We start from the raw sequence: 18,072 nt of genomic DNA, 5'->3' as shown, positions 1-18,072 counted from the left end.
GAACTTCGCAGCCGAATGGCTGAGAACATTAACGACTTTGTGATCATCGGTAGCGGATTGGGCGGTTTGCAATGCGCCTACATTTTGGCCGACCACGGCTTCAGCGTTTGTGTGCTGGAAAAGAACCAGCAACTGGGCGGTTCCTTGCAGGTTTTCAGCAGAGATAAGACGGTTTTCGATACGGGCGTGCACTATCTGCCAGCATTGGATAAGGGCCAAGCGCTTCACTCCTACTTCAAGTATTTTGGGTTGACCGGCAGTGTAAAATGGAAGAAAATGGATACGCTTTTCGACCAGATCAGTTTTGAGGATGGTTCGAAGTTCCATCATGCCAGTTCATGGAAGGGGTTTGAAAACACGCTCATCTCCGATTTCCCTCAGGAAGAAAACGCTATCCGAACGTATTCTGAAACCATTCAAAAAGTGGTAAAAACGTTTCCGTTGGATGAACTCGAATACAACGAGAAAGACCACACCGATGATGCACTTCTAGAAATCTGTGCCAAGGAATTCATCGATGGTTTGACGCAGAACGAAAAGCTGCGAGCCGTGCTGGCAGGTTCGAATTTGCTGTATGCTGGTTCATCTGAGAAATGTCCGCTTTACGTGCATGCGTTGGTAACGCACGGGTACGTTCAGAGTGCTTACCGTTGTGTGGATGGTGGTTCGCAATTAGCTAAGGAGTTGGCCAAGCGCATCAGAGAAAAAGGCGGTGAAGTGCTGCGAAGAAAGAAGGTTGTCTCCTTTGAATTAGAAAATGGAGAATTGAAATCTGCTACAACCGAAGACGGAGTCACGTATCGAGGCGAACATTTCATCTCCAACATCCAGCCGAGAATGCTTCTGCAAATGATCGGGAAGGAGCATTTCAAACCTGCTTTTTACAACCGCATGCAAAAGGCGCAGAATACGCTTTCGAGCTTTACAGTTCACCTCGTTTGCAAGCCGAATTCGTTCCCATACTTGAACCAGAACGTTTATCATCATACTTCAGATGACGTTTGGGCAAAACCTGATTACTTAGAAGCGGAATGGCCGTTGCAATTCATGCTCAGCACGCCAGCTTCGTCAAAATCTGCAGAGTTTGCTGAAGGAATTTCCATCATGACGTACATGCGCTTTGATGAAGTAGAAACGTGGAAAGAAAGTCACAACACAATTGTAAATCCTGGCTTTCGGGGCGAGACGTATGAAGAATTCAAAACTCGTAAGACTGACCTGTTGTTGGACGCTGTAGAAAAACGATTTCCAGAGATCCGTGCTTGCATTCAAAGCGTGCATGCTTCCACTCCGCTTACCTTCCGCGATTATATTGGTAGCGATGACGGCAACATGTATGGTACAGAAAAAGATTTTCGCAAAACGCTGACCAATTTCATCTCACCGAAAACAAAAATCCCCAACCTTTGGCTCACGGGACAATATTTGAACCTCCATGGCATCTTTGGTGTTACCATCAGTTCAATAGTCACTTGTAGCCAATTTTTAGATAAAAAAGAATTACTCGAACGCATAAAACGTGCTGAATGAAGAACATTGATGTATTAGTGATCGGGGCGGGACCGTCCGGTTCGGTGGCCGCTTCGCACTTGGCAAACCAAGGTTATAAGGTGACGATCGTGGAACGCAGCAAGTTCCCACGTTTTGTGATCGGTGAAAGTCTGCTTCCCATTTCGATGGAGCATTACGAGGAAACAGGATTGTTGCCTGCGTTGGAAGCAAAGAATTTTGAGATAAAGGAAGGTGCGCTTTTCAGTTTAGGCGAGAAGGATTTTCGCATTTCGTTCGATGACAACTTCACTTCTGGTTGGACCTACGCTTGGCAGGCTCCGCGAGATGAATTTGACATGACACTTGCAAACGAGACAGAGAAAAAAGGTGTCGAAATTCTGTACGAAACGTCACTTGGAGAAATTAATTTCAACGAGAACGGAGCCACATTCAGCGTGGAGAACGTAAAGGGAACGACCGATTATTCCGCTCGATTTGTGATTGATAGTAGCGGTTACGGAGGAGTTTTGGCGAAGATGTTGGAGATTCCGACACACATTTCGCCAACCAGCAACATGGCCACTTACACGCATTTTGTGGACGACACGCGCGATACCTTCCCAACACCGATGCAGATTTCGTTCGACATTCTCGAAACCGATCTTTGGTTGTGGGTCATTCCGTTCAATAATGGAGTGACATCTCTCGGATTTGTAGGAAACAAGAAGTATTTCGGTGAGTTTACGACCGAAGGTGCAGATGTGAATGCAGCCTTCAATAATATGTTCAAACGCTCGAAGAAATTCGGAGAGCGTTTTAAGGATAAGACCTACAAATTCACTCCGAAAGTTCATACCGATTACATGCGTTCGTCTGAGCGATTCTTCGGTAACAAATACGTTTTGACAGGAAATACCACTGAATTCCTGGATCCTGTCTTCTCTTCAGGAGTTGCTTTTGCAACTACTTCTGGATTGACAGCCGCCAAACTCGTTGACCGCGAATTGAAGGGCGAAAACGTGGATTGGCAGAAAGATTACGTTGAGTTTTTGGAATACGGAATTGACGTTTTCAGAACCTACGTTCGCGAATGGTACACGGGCGATCTTCAGAAGATCTTCTTCCATGTGAACATTAATCCGTTAATGAAGCAACAACTTACTTCTGTGCTGGCGGGCTACGTTTGGGACAAGACCAATCCCTTCGTTCGCAAGCACAAAACCATCATCAATACATTGGCACAAGTGGTTGATATTGAGAAGATGAAGAAAACAACGGCTTAATGCGTCATACACCCATCAAACCATCCTATGATGTGGTCATTATCGGTGCAGGAATCAGCGGATTGACCTCTGCTGCACTTCTCAGCCGTGCTGGACTTTCCGTTGGCGTTTTCGAAATGGACAGTCGTCCGGGAGGTTATCTCGCAGGTTTCCGAAGAAAGGATTTTCGCTTCGATAGTGCCATCCATTGGCTCAACCAATGTGGTCCACGTGGATTGGTAACACGTGTTTTCGATTTCATCGGAAACGACCATCCAACTGCGCTTTCCCAACCCAACATCAAGCGCTATCAAGGAGATAATTACGATTATCTGCTAACTGATAAGCCTGATGATTTCAAAGAAGAACTCATCAAGCTTTTTCCGCATGAAAAAGATGGAATTGAACGTTTTTTCAAGGATGCGAAGCAGATCGGTGCTGCCTTCGATGGTCTGCCAGCTTTCTCACGCTCATTGGAAACGATGGGTTTTGTGGAGAAATTCTTCTTCAATATGAAGCGCTTGAATTTTGCGATGGCTTTCCTGAAACACATTCGTTTCACTGGCCCAGAAGGAACAGTGAAAGGATTGCAACGCTATTTCAAGGATCCTGCGATGCTGAAGATTTTTGGTTCGGAAGAGGAATTGCTTTCGGCTTTGGTGCCGATTGGTTGGGCATATTATGGCGATTATCAAAGTCCACCGAAAGGCGGAAGTCAGGTATTTCCTGAGTGGCTCGTACATGTGGTAGAAACGTTGGGAAACGATGTCTGCTACCAATGTCGCGTTGAGAAAATTGACCTTGAAAACGGTCAAGCTGTTGGGCTTTCGCTCGATAGAAAAGGCGAAAAGATCAGCGTAAAAGCGAAGCACATCATTGCCGCTTGCGATGTGGAAGCGCTTTACGAGCGCATGCTTCCAGAAACAGCCATTCCAGCCATCATCAAGGAGAAACTGAATAAGGCGCAGCTTTACAGTTCGGCTGTTACAGTTTCGCTTGGAATTGACTGTCCCGTGGAAGAACTGGGCTTGGATGACGCGATGCTTTTCATCGTTCGCGATGATGTAAAACGAACCGAGCACAACGCTGGAGACCCGCATAAAGCAGGTATCAGTGTGCTAGCACCTTCGTTCCGCGATCCTTCCCTCGCACCTGCAGGAAAAGGCACCATGACCATTTATTGCTACGCGACTTTCAATCAGAACGATAAATGGAAGACTGAAGTCGATGCGAACGGCAAACTCGTTCGTGGCGAAGCTTACCACAAATTCAAGCAGGAATTCGCGGATATTCTGATTGATCGTGTGGAGAAAAAACTGGGTAAGGAAATCCGTTCACACATCGAATATTGCGACATCGCCACGCCAATTACACACTGGCGTTACACTGGAAACCGCGATGGTTCGCTGATGGGTGCGCGACCTGGAAAAGCGAACATGCAGGCCAAAATTGCTGGTCATCGAACGCCTGTTAAAAATCTTTGGCTGAGCGGACATTGGGCCGATCTGGGCGGTGGTGTTCCTATCGCTGTCAAGACAGGTATGAATGCCGCGTTGCTGGTCATGAAAGAACTGTCGCCAAAGGCGTTCAAGGTTTTGGCTGAATACGTGGATGTAAAGATCACAAAAGCTCAAGCCGACAGATCGGGAGTGTTCTCAGATTACGACAATTCTTGGGTTCAGGAATTGACGCCAGCCGAGAAGAAGCTGAAGAGACTTGAGAATTCCGAGTCTTAATTGACAGCCTTCTGCTTAAACGCCTTTCTGAACTTCTCCAACTTCGGACCAACCACCATCGAGCAATAGGAATTGCCCGGATTCTGTGCGTAATAGTCCTGATGATAATCTTCGGCAGGATAGAAAACCGTGAAAGCTGAAATCTCAGTCACCACTGGCGCACCATAAGCATCTTCAGCATTCAGGCGACTTTTGTATTCCTTAGCAAGCATTTCCTGCGTGGCGTTGTGATAGAAAATGACGGAACGATACTGCGTTCCAACATCTGCGCCTTGGCGGTTGAGTTGCGTTGGGTCGTGCGAAAGCCAAAAGGCTTCCAAAAGCGTTTCATAGGAGACGATATCTGGGTCGTAGGTAACCTGAATGACCTCAGCATGTCCGGTCGTGCCCGTACAAACTTCTCTGTATGATGGGTTCTTGATGCTTCCACCGCTGTAGCCTGAAACCACGCTCGTCACGCCTTTCACGTTCAGAAACATAGCTTCCACACACCAAAAACATCCTGCGCCAAATGTTGCTTTTTCCAATGCTGCTTCGTTAGTACTGTCCATTTTAGTTGCTGTTTTTTCGGTTCCGAAAATAGTCATCGCCCCGATGAGAATTACTGCTATGATTGCTATTGAATACTTCATGACCTTGTAGTTGTTTAAACATAGATACAGCGTCAAAGTTCAAATGTTGTGTTGAGGTTGGCATATATGTGGGAAATGTCGGCTGGGCGAGGTTTCTGGATACGAACTTGCTTGCCTTCGAATTCGTCAATGTGTCATTTTGAACATTGAACTTGAAACTTAGAAGCTCCTTCCGATATTCGCAAACGGATGAAAGAACTCTACCAGGCAGTAAATGACTTTGTCAGAAAGGATTTCAGTTGGCCCATTTACGGCATAACGATGCTGTTTTTGGCCTTGGCAATGGTCATCAATTATTCACCATCCATAGAGTTAAACCTTTTTGATACACGCGAAGGATTTGACCAGCGATTAGGATTTTATGCCTTATTGTTCGGAGGAAGCTATTTCGCCACTGCTCTTATCGCATCTTTTGGTTCAGAAAAGTCATACTTGAAAGATTGGCGATTCTGGACTTTAGGATTCGCATTCGTGTTCATTGCAACGATTCCTAAGCTTCACATTTTAAAGTTGATTGATGTTCGCGCTCAAGGCTGGAATCTGCACGAAATGGTATTCGTTTCGCGAAGCCATTTCTTCTTTCATCAAATGGTCATTTCACTCGTTGGTTTGGGAATTGTGAAACTCATCTTTCAGAAATGGGTTGATTTTGATTTCGGATTCCGTGCCAATTGGCAAACTCTGAAACCGTACTTTTTCGTGCTGGCTTTGGTTACACCCTTGGTGATTGGTGCTTCCTTTTTTCCTGATTTTCAACGTGCCTATCCGCAGTACAAACCATGGGATTACACGGATGTTTTCGGTTTTTCAATTGAGAAACGCGCTGCCATTTTTGAGCTATGCTATTCGACAGGATTTGTAGCTGTTGAAGCCATTTTCCGTGGTGCACTTGCCATTACAATGGTCAAAATCATGGGTTCGCGGGCTGTTCTCGCCATGGCTTCGTTCTATTGTGTCTTTCACTTCGGAAAACCCGCTGGAGAAGCCGTTGGAGCCTTCTTTGGAGGATATGCACTAGGCGTGTTGGCTATTCACAGCCGCAGCGTCTTAGGCGGATTGATTGTGCACTTGGGCGTGGCAATGCTGATGGAGTCGATGGGTTATTTGCATTACTATAATTGAGGTATGTTAATTAAACCATTGGGTCGATACCTTTGTCTATTCGGTCCTTAAAACCCACATCATGTCAAAAACCAGAAAAATCCTCGTCCCAATTGTGTTGATCTTGGGATTGATCCAATTTATTCCCTTCGAAAGAGAATCGGTGACGGTTGACGAAGCAGCCAAGTTCACTACAGACAACATCGAAGTGCAGAACATCCTCGACAAAGCTTGTATGGACTGTCATTCAAATGAGACCAACTATCCGTGGTACGCCAATGTGGTTCCAGTAAATTATTGGCTCCAAAATCATGTTATTGAAGGATGTGAGCACCTGAATTTTTCAGAATGGAACTCATATCCTTTGGAAGACCAGAAACACGCTGCAAAAGAGATTGTAGAAGTAGTTGAAGAGAAGGAAATGCCGATGCTTTTTTACTGGTTGATCCACTGGGAGGCGAAACTGACGGATGCGGAAAGGACGACATTGGTTGAATATTTTAAATCCCTGTAGGGACGAAGGAAATACGCCCGCGCATTGAACCTTGAACGTTAAACCTTGAACCACTTCGAACTCATAGCCGACTTTAAACCCATGGGCGATCAGCCCACGGCAATCAAGCAATTGGTGGAAGGCGTAGAGGCTGGCGAGAAAGATCAGGTTCTGTTAGGCGTTACGGGTTCAGGCAAGACATTCACGATGGCGAATGTGATTGCACAAACTGGTCGTCCAACGCTCATTCTCAGCCACAATAAAACGCTGGCCGCGCAGCTTTTTGGTGAGTTCAAGCAGTTCTTTCCGAATAATGCGGTTGAATATTACGTTTCGTACTACGATTACTACCAGCCCGAAGCCTATCTGCCCGCTTCTGACACCTATATTGAAAAAGACCTACAGATAAACGATGAGATTGAAAAGCATCGTTTGAGTGCTGCTTCTACCCTACTTTCCGGTAGGCGCGATGTGGTTGTGGTTTCGTCTGTTTCCTGCATTTACGGCATCGGAAATCCAACCGATTTTCAAAACAATACGGTCGAGATCAAGGTCGGGCAATTGATAAGCCGCGAGAAATTCCTGCATAGTTTGGTGTCCAGCCTTTACGCACGTTCCAACGAAACGTTGGAGCGGGGACAATTCCGTGTGAAAGGCGACACAATTGACGTGTACTTGGCCTATGCCGATTACGCTTACCGCGTGTTCTTCTTTGGCGATGAGATTGAGGAGATTGAAAAGATAGACCCGAAAAACGGTTCAACATTCGAGCGTCTCCAACGTGCCGTTATCTATCCTGCCAACAACTTCGTGACTTCGAAAGACACGCTGCTTCAGAAGATCTGGCAGATCCAAGAAGACATGGTGAAGCAGACCGATTATTTCAAAGAGATCGGAAAGCCTTTGGAAGCCAAGCGACTTCAAGAAAGAGTTGAATACGACATCGAAATGATGCGCGAATTGGGTTATTGTTCGGGTATCGAGAATTACTCCCGCTACTTCGATGGTCGGTCGGCAGGAACCCGTCCATTCTGCCTGATGGATTATTTCCCAGACGATTTTCTGATGTTCATTGACGAAAGCCACGTTACCGTTTCGCAGATCGGAGCGATGTACGGTGGTGACCGAAGCCGAAAGATCAACTTGGTTGAATACGGATTTCGACTTCCTTCCGCCATGGACAATCGCCCATTGAAGTTTGACGAGTTTGAGAGCATTACTAATCAGATGATCTACGTTTCCGCAACTCCAGCTGATTATGAATTGGAAAAAAGCGGTGGCGTTGTGGCTGAGCAGATCATTCGTCCAACAGGACTTTTGGACCCGATCATAGAAGTCCGTCCAAGTGTCAATCAGGTGGATGATCTGCTTGACATGGTTGATAAAACGGTGAAGAAAGGCGAGCGTATCCTCGTCACCACACTCACCAAACGAATGGCTGAAGAACTGGCCAAATACATGGCCCGTTTGAACGTAAAGTGCCGTTATATCCATTCGGAAGTTGACACGGTGGAACGCGTGGAGATTCTTCGTGATCTGCGACTCGGAAACTTCGATGTGCTGATCGGCATCAATCTACTTCGTGAAGGTTTGGACCTTCCAGAAGTAAGTCTTGTTGCCATTTTGGATGCTGATAAAGAAGGATTTCTTCGTTCGTCACGTTCGCTCACTCAAACTGCTGGTCGCGCTGCCAGAAACGTGAACGGACTCGTGATCATGTACGCAGATAAGATCACGAAATCGATGCAACAGACGATTGACGAGACTGAACGCAGACGCGAAAAACAGATCAAGTTCAACACCGAAAATGGATTGGTGCCAACTGCGCTGAACAAATCTCGTGAAGCGATAATGAGCCAGACTTCTGTAGCGGGCAGCATGAAACGCAGAGAACGCTACGACATTCAAACGGACATTAACCAAGCTGCCGAAGAAGGCATTGAGTACTTGAGTAAAGACGAGTTGAAAAAACGCTTGGCACAAACACGTGTGCAAATGGAACGTGCTGCCAAGGAACTTGATTTTATTGAAGCAGCCCGTTATCGGGATGAAATGAAGAAGATCGAATTGCAGATCAATTCATAGGCGAACTAAATCGCCTTTACAATTCCCCGTTTTCAATCTTAACTACAATTTCTTCAATCAACTTATCGTCACCTGTTGCATCGTATTCAGATTTGAGGTCATAGTCGAACATTTTGGCAACGCCTTGAAAGAACCAAGCTGTAAAACCACCTCGGAATTCTTTGACTATGTCGTAGGAAATGCTTCCCGTTTCACGATCAAGAAGTTTGATCAGAATTCGCCCTTGCGTGAATGAAAGCTTCGTCAATTCCCCTTCGTAATCGCGTTTGATCTCTTTCTCCAAGAGTTTCATGCGTTTCTTTCGCTCCTTTGGAGTCATGTCTTTTACTTCCTCTTCCACTTCTCGCATGCGCTTTCCGGCCAACTTAGCGTAAGGCAACACTTTTTTCACGTGATAAACCAAGCGGTAATACTTTTTGCTGGCTGCTTTGTTCTTGAAAACGCGCTTCGCTGTCACTCTGGCCGCTGGAAGGCCGATAATAGGAATCGTATCTCCATTGACGATAATGGCGCTGTACAATTTCCCATTGATCAAAGCTGATGCAGTGGAATCTTTCTCTTGAACACGATTACTTGGAAACGTCCTCTTTCCTCCTTTCGTGGCGGCATCCGCTGTTTGTGCTTCTGCAGAGAAGCAACAAAATGAAAGAAGGATGAACAACATAAAGCGCATACAAAAAAGATAAGTCAATTTTCGCGCCAACGCTATTTTGGTACGGATGTTACCTCGTCCGATTCAATTTCCAAGTAGAAACGGAAGTATTTCCAGTAACTGATCTAGCAGAAACTGAGCTTGTCGCATCTTCTTGAAAAGCAACCATCAAAGCCACAATTTCCTTTTCCTCGGCAGTCTCGGCATCCAACAATTCCGGTTGAAAATGATCCTTTACAAAACCAGTATCAAAATGCCCCGATGCAAAAGCTTCATGCTGCATTACGAATTTGCAAAATGACAAGGTCGTTTTCACTCCCGTGATCTGGTATTCATCAATCGCACGCACCATCTTGGCACGAGCTTCATCACGGTTTTCGGCATGCACGGCCAATTTGGCAATCATTGGATCATAATAGATCGGAATGTCCATGCCTTGTTCAAAACCATCATCCACACGAACACCCGCGCCTTGAGGCCGAACGTAACGCTCCAATTTGCCAATGTCTGGCAGGAAATTATTCTGCGGATCTTCTGCATACACACGCGACTCAATGGCGTGTCCATGGATTTTCAGGTCTTCTTGCTTGAATGACAATTGCTCGCCTCGTGCTACGCGAATCTGCTCCTTCACGATATCGATTCCTGTGATCATCTCCGTGACCGGATGTTCTACCTGAAGACGTGTGTTCATTTCCAAGAAATAGAAATTCAGCTTATCATCAACCAGAAATTCAACCGTTCCAGCGCCTATATAACCGCAGGCACGAGCCACATCCTTGGCGCATTCGCCCATGCGATTTCTCATTTCTGGCGTAACTACCGATGAAGGTGCTTCTTCCACTACTTTCTGATGTCTTCGCTGGATGGAACATTCCCGTTCAAACAAATGAACCACGTTACCGTGCTTATCTGCCAACACTTGAATTTCAATGTGTCTAGGAGAGCTCACAAATCGCTCAATGAAAACCGCTCCATTTCCGAATGATGATGTCGCTTCGCTGATGGCAAGGTTCATTTCTTCTTCCAAACTAGCTTCATCAAAAACAATACGCATTCCCTTTCCTCCACCTCCTGCGGACGCTTTTATCATTACTGGAAAACCGATTTCCTTTGCAGTAGCAATGGCTTCTTGAAGGTCTTCCACCGCACCTTCCGTTCCAGGAACGAGCGGAATATTATAGCTCTTGACAGCAGCTTTGGCTGAAAGCTTGTCCCCCATAATTTCCATAGAATATGCTGAAGGACCAATCAGAATGACTCCTGCTTGCTCAAGCGCATTGGCGAATTTGGCGTTTTCGGAAAGGAAACCATAACCCGGATGCACCGCATCCACATTCAGGTCTTTACAGATCTGGATGATCTTATCAACCTGCAAATAACTCTGGTTGGATGGAGGCGGACCAACACAAACGGCCTCATCAGCATAACGCACGTGCAAGGCGTTCCTGTCGGCCTCAGAATAAATGGCCACCGTTTTTATCCCCATTTCTCGCGCTGAACGCATGATGCGCAACGCAATTTCGCCTCGATTGGCCACCAATATCTTATTCATTCCAACTCTTTTGAAGAGCGGCTAAAATAGCAATTGCCGAACTAGCGAAATGACATGAACTGATCAACCTAGATCATGCATGGCAAGTAATGGAACTTTAGTATGCAATGCCAATTTTCGGGTAACACTACGGTGGAAAATAGCATCGAAGAAATTGTTCTTTCGCGGTATGACGGCCAACAGATCAATCTTGTGAGTGGTCAAATACTGCTCGATGGCCTGCGACTTATCGTTGCTGTTTTCGAAGTGAAAAGTGTGATCGATATCTTCTAACAGATGATCCATTTTAAGTCCTGCAACTGCCTCATCAACCGTTGTCATTTTTCCTTCGTCCAGCACATTCATCAAATGAACATGCGAATTGAACTTTTTGGCAACACTCATCATGGAGTCAATAACGGATGCTTTGCTCAATCCTTTGTTGTCGCTTGCAAATAGAATCTGGCAAGGCTCAGTTAACACGGCATTTTCTGGAACAGCCAAAACCGGACAAGTAGCAACTTGAATGACATCTGCCGTGTTACTTCCTATGATGGCGGCTGCCAAGCCAGATGCGCCTTTTGTGCCCATAACTATCATATCAATTCCCAACTGTTCAACCAGTTCTTCGATATTAAATGATAAAGAACCGGATTCAACTTTTGATGAAAATGTGAACTTCGTTCCAGTATGTGCTTCGCGAAGTTTTGCTACATCGAGTTCTAAAATCCGCTCCAACTCATCGGTCCCGATCATTTCAATCGGCATGGGCATATCTGCTGTGTAAGCAGGAACATCGAATGATTGAAAAAGAATGAACTCCACTTCTTCCCCATTAAAAAGCTTGATTGCGTAGTTCAGCGCGTGTTCTACATTTTTACTTCTATCAGTTGGAACGAGTATCTTTCTCATCAGGTGTATTTGGTTCAATGAAATGCCATCAACGGAATGTCCGTATGCATCATCATATTTTTGGTATTACTGGTTCCGAACAAGTTCGAAAACAGATCTTTTTTACGCGTTACCATCGACAACAGATCTACTTCGTGATCAGTTATATAATTGCGAATTCCCAATTGCACATTAGAGTTCTCAGTAAAATGAATGCTGTGCTTTACGTTTTCGAACACGCCAATGGGCTTAGCATTTGACGTATTACTGCTTCCTACATGAACCAGTTCCCCTTCTGGAACTACGTTCAAAATAAGCACTTCGGCATTCAGCATATTTGCCACTTCGACTAAGGCATCTGGCAATTTCCCTTCGCTCAGACAGCGGTCGTCTGCAGCGAAAAGTATCTTCTTCGGTACAGTCAGTTGCGCATCATTTGGAACCGCAATGACTGGATAATCGACCTCCGCCATTGTGTTTGCAGCCACACTGCCAATGAACACCTCTTTCAAGCCAGAAGCACCTTTTGTTCCCATCACTACCACGTCATGTTTCCCTGATTTCAGCATCTTTTTGACCGCCACAACCGGAGAACCCATCACTGCCTCAACTTCAATCTGACCTACCATTTCAGGGTACTTCTTGAACAACCTTTCCCTTTCATCATTCAACAGTTGAAGCGCATCTTTCTGAAGGATGTCTGCAATTGAAATAAGCATGGTTGCACCAGAATGAGGCACTTCGAACGCATTGGCCAGCGTGTAATGACCTTTGACACCAAATACCTTGATGGCGTAATCTACCGCTTGGCGCGCGTTATCTGAGAAATCGGTTGGAATGAGAATATTATGCATTTACCCTAATAAAGAAGTTTGCCTTCAAAGAAATCACGCTCCTGCTTGATGTGAATTGAGTGTCATCACCGATAAAACTGACATTTGTCAAAAACAGTGGCTTTTCAGCTCAAACCGTTTCCTCAGATTGTCTTCCACTATGCCTATTCTGAGGAGCGCCCTTGATTATATTCGCGAAACATAAACCGAAGTACAGCGTTGTTTTCTGTGCAAAACCAATTGAAATGAATCGATTTTCCAATATTTTCCTTGCTGCCTTTTTGTTGCTGTCTTCATCGCCCATGCATTCTGTGGCTCAGCGTTTGACCTGCACAACGCACGAGATGACCAACAACATTCTGGCAAACTCGCCCGAAAAACGTGCACTCGTTGAAGCACTTGACAGAGAAGCCAGAGAGTATACTGAAACTCATTATGGCGAACGTTCTGGCGTTATAAAAGTGATCCCAACGGTAATTCACATTATCCACAATAATGGCTCTGAAAACCTCACAAAACAAAGCGTTCTGAATGCCTTAGAAGCCGTAAATGAAGAACTGAGAGCTCAGAATTCATCAACAAGTAGCGTTGCATCAGCATTTCAAGGTATTGTTGCTGATGTTGAATTTGAACTTCGATTGGCCAAAATCGATGACAACGGTAACTGTACGGATGGAATTACCAGAACCGTTTCTAGCCAAACGGTTGACGCGGGTGAAGGTGTAAAAGATCTGATCAATTGGAATGATGGAAGTCGCAAATACCTTCAGGTTTGGTTGGTTTATTCAGTGGCAGGTGGAGCTGGTGGTTATACCTATTTGCCAGGATCAGTTGGCGCGCACAACAATGGCATTATCATTCGCGCAGCACAATTTCAAGGTTCATTAGCGCACGAGTTTGGACATTGGCTAAACTTGAGCCACACTTGGGGTGGAACGAATGAACCTGCAGTGGCATCCAACTGTGGTGACGATGATGGTGTCAGTGATACGCCAAATACCATTGGAACCAGTGGTGGCTGCAACCCGAACCAAACGACATGCGGTAGCCTCGACAACGTTCAAAATCATATGGATTACTCTGCATGCGCTTCCATGTTCACAGAAGGACAAAAATCAAGGATGCAGTCTGCGGCCAACTCGAGCACTGGAGGTCGTAACTCATACTGGTCTGCAACTAACAGAACCGCTACCGGAACAGCGGACGGTTTTACCAATAGTTGCGTTCCTACTGTTGACTTCTTATTGAGTAGCAATCAAGGTTGCGAAGGACTTCAGATTGTGTTTGAAGATAATTCTTGGGGGGCAGATGTAGATGCCTCATGGGTTTGGAGTTGGAACTTCCCTGGCGGAAATCCATCGACAAGCAACGACCCACAACCTGTTGTAACTTATCCTACTGCAGGAACTTATGATGCCTCATTGACAATCAGTTCAGCAGCAGGATCGAACACACGGACAATTTCCAATGCAGTTTCTGTCACTTCATTAGGAAACGGCATTGCCGGACCGTTTTTAGAAGGAATGGAAAATTCAAGCTTCCCGAACAATGCTGACCAAAGCCTTGTATGGACCGTTGAATCAGAAGGTGGTACTACTTGGGAAAGATCAACGGCTGCTTCTACCTCAGGTTCGGCCAGCGCCCGTATCAATCTCAGAAACATTTCCGAAGGAAGCATCCACAGCCTTATCAGCCCACCATTAGATCTTTCGAACGTAGAAAATGCAGATGCGAATATGACATTTAAGTTTGCACATGCAAATAGGAACAGCACTACACATTTAGAACGCTTACGAGTTTATGTATCTAAAAACTGTGGGGAATCTTGGTCGTTGAGATACTCTAAAGATGGCGATAACCTTAACACAGCTGGCGGACTTCAATCTGGCATCTTCACTCCTGACCCAAGCGATTGGCAAGAAGCATCCATTTCTTTGGCCACTATGGCAGGCGAAGAGCATGTTTTGGTGAAATTTGAAGCCTTGAGCGACAGACAGAGTTACTTGTACATTGACGATATCAACATCAATCCGAATGCAACCAGTTCGACTGGGATTGCCGAGAACGATGTATTTGCTGACGTTCAAATCTATCCTAACCCTGTGTTCGAAAACAGTAAGTTGGTGCTTACACTGAACGAATCTGTAGACGCGGAATTGAAATTGGTAAACACACTTGGGCAACAACTTGGCGTGTTGAATAGGAAATTCCAAGCAGGTGTTAATCAGATCATTCTTACTGATTTGACGTACAATTTGAACTCAGGCGTTTATTTCGTTCAAATCAACACGAACGCTGGTTCAAGAACTTTGCGATTTGTGAAGGAATAATTGACGCTTATTTTTGTACGCTATTTGCCTAAGACCGTTGGTTCCACTTTCGATATGGAGTTAATCTAGGTCAATTGCATGAACCAGCTAATTGCTGCAATTGGTATATTTCCCCTCAAATTAAGACCTTATGAAAACCTTTTTTCTCGCGTTCTCAATCCTTTTTGTCTCTTCAGGCCTTATGGCCAAAGATGATTTCTCACTAACTGTGTATGAAACTTATGACGATTATCAGAATAAAAAAGGTCAATCGCTTTTTGAGTTCATCGGCTACGACTGGACAATGGGTTCGCTTCACCTCTTCTATCGGGTAAAAAAGAAAGACGAAGGAAAAGTGAAAGTGACCACTTCTTGGGGTTTTACCGTTGGTGATCAACTCTACAGAATTATTGGTGGAAGGCCATATCGTATGCTTTTGAGTGGCAAAATCGTTTACTACGAAAATGGAATTGCACATTTGAACATGCTCATCGGTGATGAGAATTCTTCGGAAGTGGAACTAGGTGGCTGGAGTTTCATTTCTGGAGATCTGAATTCAGAGATCATCGAATTTCCATCAGCAAAAGCCACAAAGGAGTTTGGAGAAAAGTTGGAATTATCGGCACTATTCGAGTGCGTGGAGAAGATGAAAAAGTCTAAAACTGAGAAAATCAGGGAATGCGTGAAGGAGAATAATTAATCTCTCACCTTAACCATTTTCTGGTAATACGTTCCCGAATCAGCATCTATCTGGAGTGTGTAAAGTCCTTCTGTCAATCCTTGCAAGCCACTGAAACGGAAAGTGACTCCTGAATAATCAGAAGCCGTTCCTTCAAATTTCCGAATTTCTTGTCCAAGGCTGTTCACTAACCGAACAAGCACTTTTTGCTTGCCAGATGAATAGAACATTCCCTGAAACTGGTCTGAGAACGGATTTGGAAACACAGGAAACAGTTCGCTCTTATCCACATTATTTGGCGTGATGCCAGAGAGCATCAGATTGGCTTTCGCGAAGTTTGGAATGCCATATCCGTAAAATTTATCGGGATGTGTGAATCTGTCTGCGCTGGCTTCTATCGCATGAAAAACCTCCATGTTCGTAGCAGATTCCAGATTGGCTTGCCAAAGACATGCGGACATTCCAGCCATGATCGGTCCAGAAAAAGAGGTTCCATTCTCACCTGTAACGACTCCCAGAGCGTTAACAACTATAGCCTGATATCCTTGCGCACAAACGTTCGGTTTGATGTCACCATCGGAAGATGGTCCAATGGAACTGAAATTGGCAATAAACCCTTCCGAATTGACCGCGCCAATTGCCAATACGCTATCGCCATCCGCAGGTGCGCCAATGTATTGCCATGCCGAACCTCCCGAATTCCCAGCGCTATTTACCACTAGAATTCCTTTCGATGCTGCGATGTCTGCTCCTCGTGAACCACGCGTGGTATTTCCATCCATATCAGCATAGGAGAAATCGTATGTTGAATTGTCGAAAGTTGTGTAACCAAGCGAAGAATTGATCACGTCTACTCCAGCGCTATCGGCAAATTCAGCTCCTGCCACCCAATAATCCAATTCAATCAGCGATTCGGAGGCCGCATCTTCTGTCCGCAACAGCAGATAGCTTGCTTTTGGTGCAGTTCCTACCAGCACGCCCGGTAAATTGGCCGCCATGGTCGAAAGCACAGACATTCCATGAGAACTATTACGGAAGATCGTATCCGTCTGCGCCACAAAATCCCATCCACCAACAATCCTATTATCGTTGCGCAAACTATCGAACGCAGCAAACTGATCCACATTTGGGAATCCAGCGTCCAAAATAGCAATCAACATACCTTCACCTCTAAATCCCTGATCGTGCAAGGAAACACCTCCCAGCATGTCTATCTGATTAAATCCCAGTCCGTAGTCGCTCTCATCAAATAATTCCTCCGCCATCGCTTTTTGTGTTTGAATTGGAGCAAACTTTCCCTGATTTTCTGATTGATCAGGACGTTTTCCCAATGGCAACGAACCAACTACGAACGGCAAAGCAAGGATCGAATCGCGAACATCTGAGCTCGGCACACTTACCGAAATGGAATTGAACCATTTGGAATGCGTAAGGTACGTGGCACCTTTTCCCAACACGCTTTGAATATAAACAGGATCGACTGGTAGGTCATTATCCAAAAGTGGAATATGTTGCCTTTCTCGCCTATCCAAGGCACGTTGCGAAAGAAATTCTAAGGGTTGGTCTAACGAATAAGGCGTGTTTTCCTTATCGGTGAACTGAAACCAAAACCGTTGATCTGTTGATTGCGCAAAGCCATTTGCAGCAAACAGAACAGCAGCTATGACCGACAGTAATTTCATTGTCCGAAATCGGTTACAACCATTTCGAAAAAGAACCCGAGCGTATCTCGTTCATTGCCGTTGTTTGGGTTCTGTTGGACATCAAATACATTCAATTGCTTATGCACGAGTCCAATATCCTTCGCATAAACCTCTTTTGCAAACACATTTAAGCCAAAAATTGCAGGTCTATCAAACTGTACAACGGTTACAGTAGAATCGAAAGTGAAGCCGTTTATCGTGTACGGTTCGTGCACGTTTTCGTAGGTGTATTCCCAAACTTCTGGAATTGAATTCTGAAGATATATTTCCTGTAAGGTCTGAAGCAGATTCTTGCTATTTCCATCCCATACTTTGCCGTTCCGAATAGGAAAATTGTGTTTTACAAACACCACATTTTCTTCATTCTGTTCAGCAATATCAGCCGTTCGAACCCGATGCCAAACATCTTTAATAACCCATTCTCCTTGAGTAGTTTGTCGTGAATAACGCTCCACGCGAATGGCGTTTCTACCTTCCTCATCCGTAAAATAAGACTCGTTTATTTCACGCAGAAAGTAATGCGCTTCGGCTGAACCCAAAGCACCAGCAGGGTCATCTTGCCATGTAGAATCGACCTTATACTCCACGAATTTCCCAATCTCTGTGGGGAAATATTCGTAGCCGATAAATGGCAGATCAGTGTCCTCCAAATAGCAAGAACTCAACGATAC

The 18,072-nt window shown here is 45.1% G+C and carries 15 protein-coding genes; 8 read left to right on the top strand and 7 right to left on the bottom strand.

The window, feature by feature from the left end; genetic code table 11:
* Nucleotides 1-15: 15 nt before the first annotated feature.
* The 3 genes from K9J17_17435 to K9J17_17425 are packed head-to-tail and all read left to right on the top strand — an operon-like array spanning nt 16 to nt 4,489.
* Nucleotides 16-1,530 (top strand): NAD(P)/FAD-dependent oxidoreductase, encoded by a 1,515-nt coding sequence (locus K9J17_17435; protein MCF8278514.1) that lies wholly within the window; start codon nt 16-18, stop codon nt 1,528-1,530.
* Complete coding sequence (locus tag K9J17_17430; GenBank protein ID MCF8278513.1) at nt 1,527-2,774, top strand: tryptophan 7-halogenase; 1,248 nt, start codon at nt 1,527-1,529, stop codon at nt 2,772-2,774. Before K9J17_17435 ends, K9J17_17430 begins: the two co-directional genes overlap by 4 nt.
* A complete protein-coding gene (locus tag K9J17_17425) occupies nt 2,774-4,489 on the top strand; it encodes an NAD(P)/FAD-dependent oxidoreductase (GenBank protein ID MCF8278512.1) in 1,716 nt (571 codons plus the stop codon). The genes K9J17_17430 and K9J17_17425 overlap by 1 nt, the downstream gene beginning before the upstream one ends.
* Here the strand turns inward: K9J17_17425 and msrA are convergent.
* A complete protein-coding gene (gene msrA, locus K9J17_17420; protein MCF8278511.1) occupies nt 4,486-5,121 on the bottom strand; it encodes a peptide-methionine (S)-S-oxide reductase MsrA in 636 nt (211 codons plus the stop codon). The genes K9J17_17425 and msrA overlap by 4 nt on opposite strands.
* A gap of 189 nt (nt 5,122-5,310) precedes the next feature.
* Between msrA and K9J17_17415 the strand changes: the two genes are divergently transcribed.
* From K9J17_17415 to uvrB, 3 genes are all read left to right on the top strand, one after another.
* The gene (locus K9J17_17415; protein MCF8278510.1) at nt 5,311-6,243 is read left to right on the top strand and encodes a hypothetical protein; all 933 of its coding nucleotides are present in this window, start codon (nt 5,311-5,313) and stop codon (nt 6,241-6,243) included.
* Between the two features lie 61 nt (nt 6,244-6,304).
* Nucleotides 6,305-6,736, top strand: coding sequence for a heme-binding domain-containing protein (locus K9J17_17410; protein MCF8278509.1), 432 nt, complete (start codon nt 6,305-6,307; stop codon nt 6,734-6,736).
* An 81-nt stretch (nt 6,737-6,817) separates the two neighbouring features.
* Nucleotides 6,818-8,800, top strand: a complete 1,983-nt coding sequence (gene uvrB, locus K9J17_17405) for an excinuclease ABC subunit UvrB (GenBank protein MCF8278508.1) — start codon at nt 6,818-6,820, stop codon at nt 8,798-8,800.
* A gap of 16 nt (nt 8,801-8,816) precedes the next feature.
* Here the strand turns inward: uvrB and K9J17_17400 are convergent, their stop codons facing one another.
* From K9J17_17400 to K9J17_17385, 4 genes are all read right to left on the bottom strand, one after another.
* A complete protein-coding gene (locus tag K9J17_17400; GenBank protein ID MCF8278507.1) occupies nt 8,817-9,464 on the bottom strand; it encodes a DUF4294 domain-containing protein in 648 nt (215 codons plus the stop codon).
* Between the two features lie 58 nt (nt 9,465-9,522).
* Nucleotides 9,523-11,007 (bottom strand): acetyl-CoA carboxylase biotin carboxylase subunit, encoded by a 1,485-nt coding sequence (gene accC / locus K9J17_17395; GenBank protein MCF8278506.1) that lies wholly within the window; start codon nt 11,005-11,007, stop codon nt 9,523-9,525.
* Nucleotides 11,008-11,070: 63 nt separating this feature from the next.
* Nucleotides 11,071-11,898 (bottom strand): universal stress protein, encoded by an 828-nt coding sequence (locus K9J17_17390; protein ID MCF8278505.1) that lies wholly within the window; start codon nt 11,896-11,898, stop codon nt 11,071-11,073.
* Nucleotides 11,899-11,912: 14 nt separating this feature from the next.
* Nucleotides 11,913-12,731 (bottom strand): universal stress protein, encoded by an 819-nt coding sequence (locus K9J17_17385; GenBank protein MCF8278504.1) that lies wholly within the window; start codon nt 12,729-12,731, stop codon nt 11,913-11,915.
* 224 nt (nt 12,732-12,955) lie between these two features.
* On the opposite strand from K9J17_17385, the gene K9J17_17380 reads away from it, so the two are divergent.
* Nucleotides 12,956-15,040 carry a T9SS type A sorting domain-containing protein gene (locus K9J17_17380; protein MCF8278503.1) on the top strand — a complete coding sequence of 695 codons (2,085 nt, stop codon included), beginning with the start codon at nt 12,956-12,958 and terminating at the stop codon, nt 15,038-15,040.
* Nucleotides 15,041-15,170: 130 nt separating this feature from the next.
* On the top strand, nt 15,171-15,719 hold the full coding sequence (locus K9J17_17375; GenBank protein ID MCF8278502.1) for a hypothetical protein: 549 nt from the start codon (nt 15,171-15,173) through the stop codon (nt 15,717-15,719).
* Here the strand turns inward: K9J17_17375 and K9J17_17370 are convergent.
* Both K9J17_17370 and K9J17_17365 read right to left on the bottom strand, forming a co-directional pair.
* Nucleotides 15,716-17,380, bottom strand: coding sequence for a S8 family serine peptidase (locus tag K9J17_17370; protein MCF8278501.1), 1,665 nt, complete (start codon nt 17,378-17,380; stop codon nt 15,716-15,718). The genes K9J17_17375 and K9J17_17370 overlap by 4 nt on opposite strands.
* The coding region (locus K9J17_17365) for a hypothetical protein (protein ID MCF8278500.1) at nt 17,377-18,072 on the bottom strand (696 nt) is incomplete at its 5' end. The genes K9J17_17365 and K9J17_17370, both read right to left, overlap by 4 nt.

Source organism: Flavobacteriales bacterium (assembly GCA_021739695.1).
In the GTDB taxonomy this organism is placed as follows: Bacteria; Bacteroidota; Bacteroidia; order UBA10329; family UBA10329; genus UBA10329.
The sequence above is the reverse complement of the archived record's forward strand: the minus strand, read 5'-3'. Positions and strand labels throughout refer to the sequence as shown.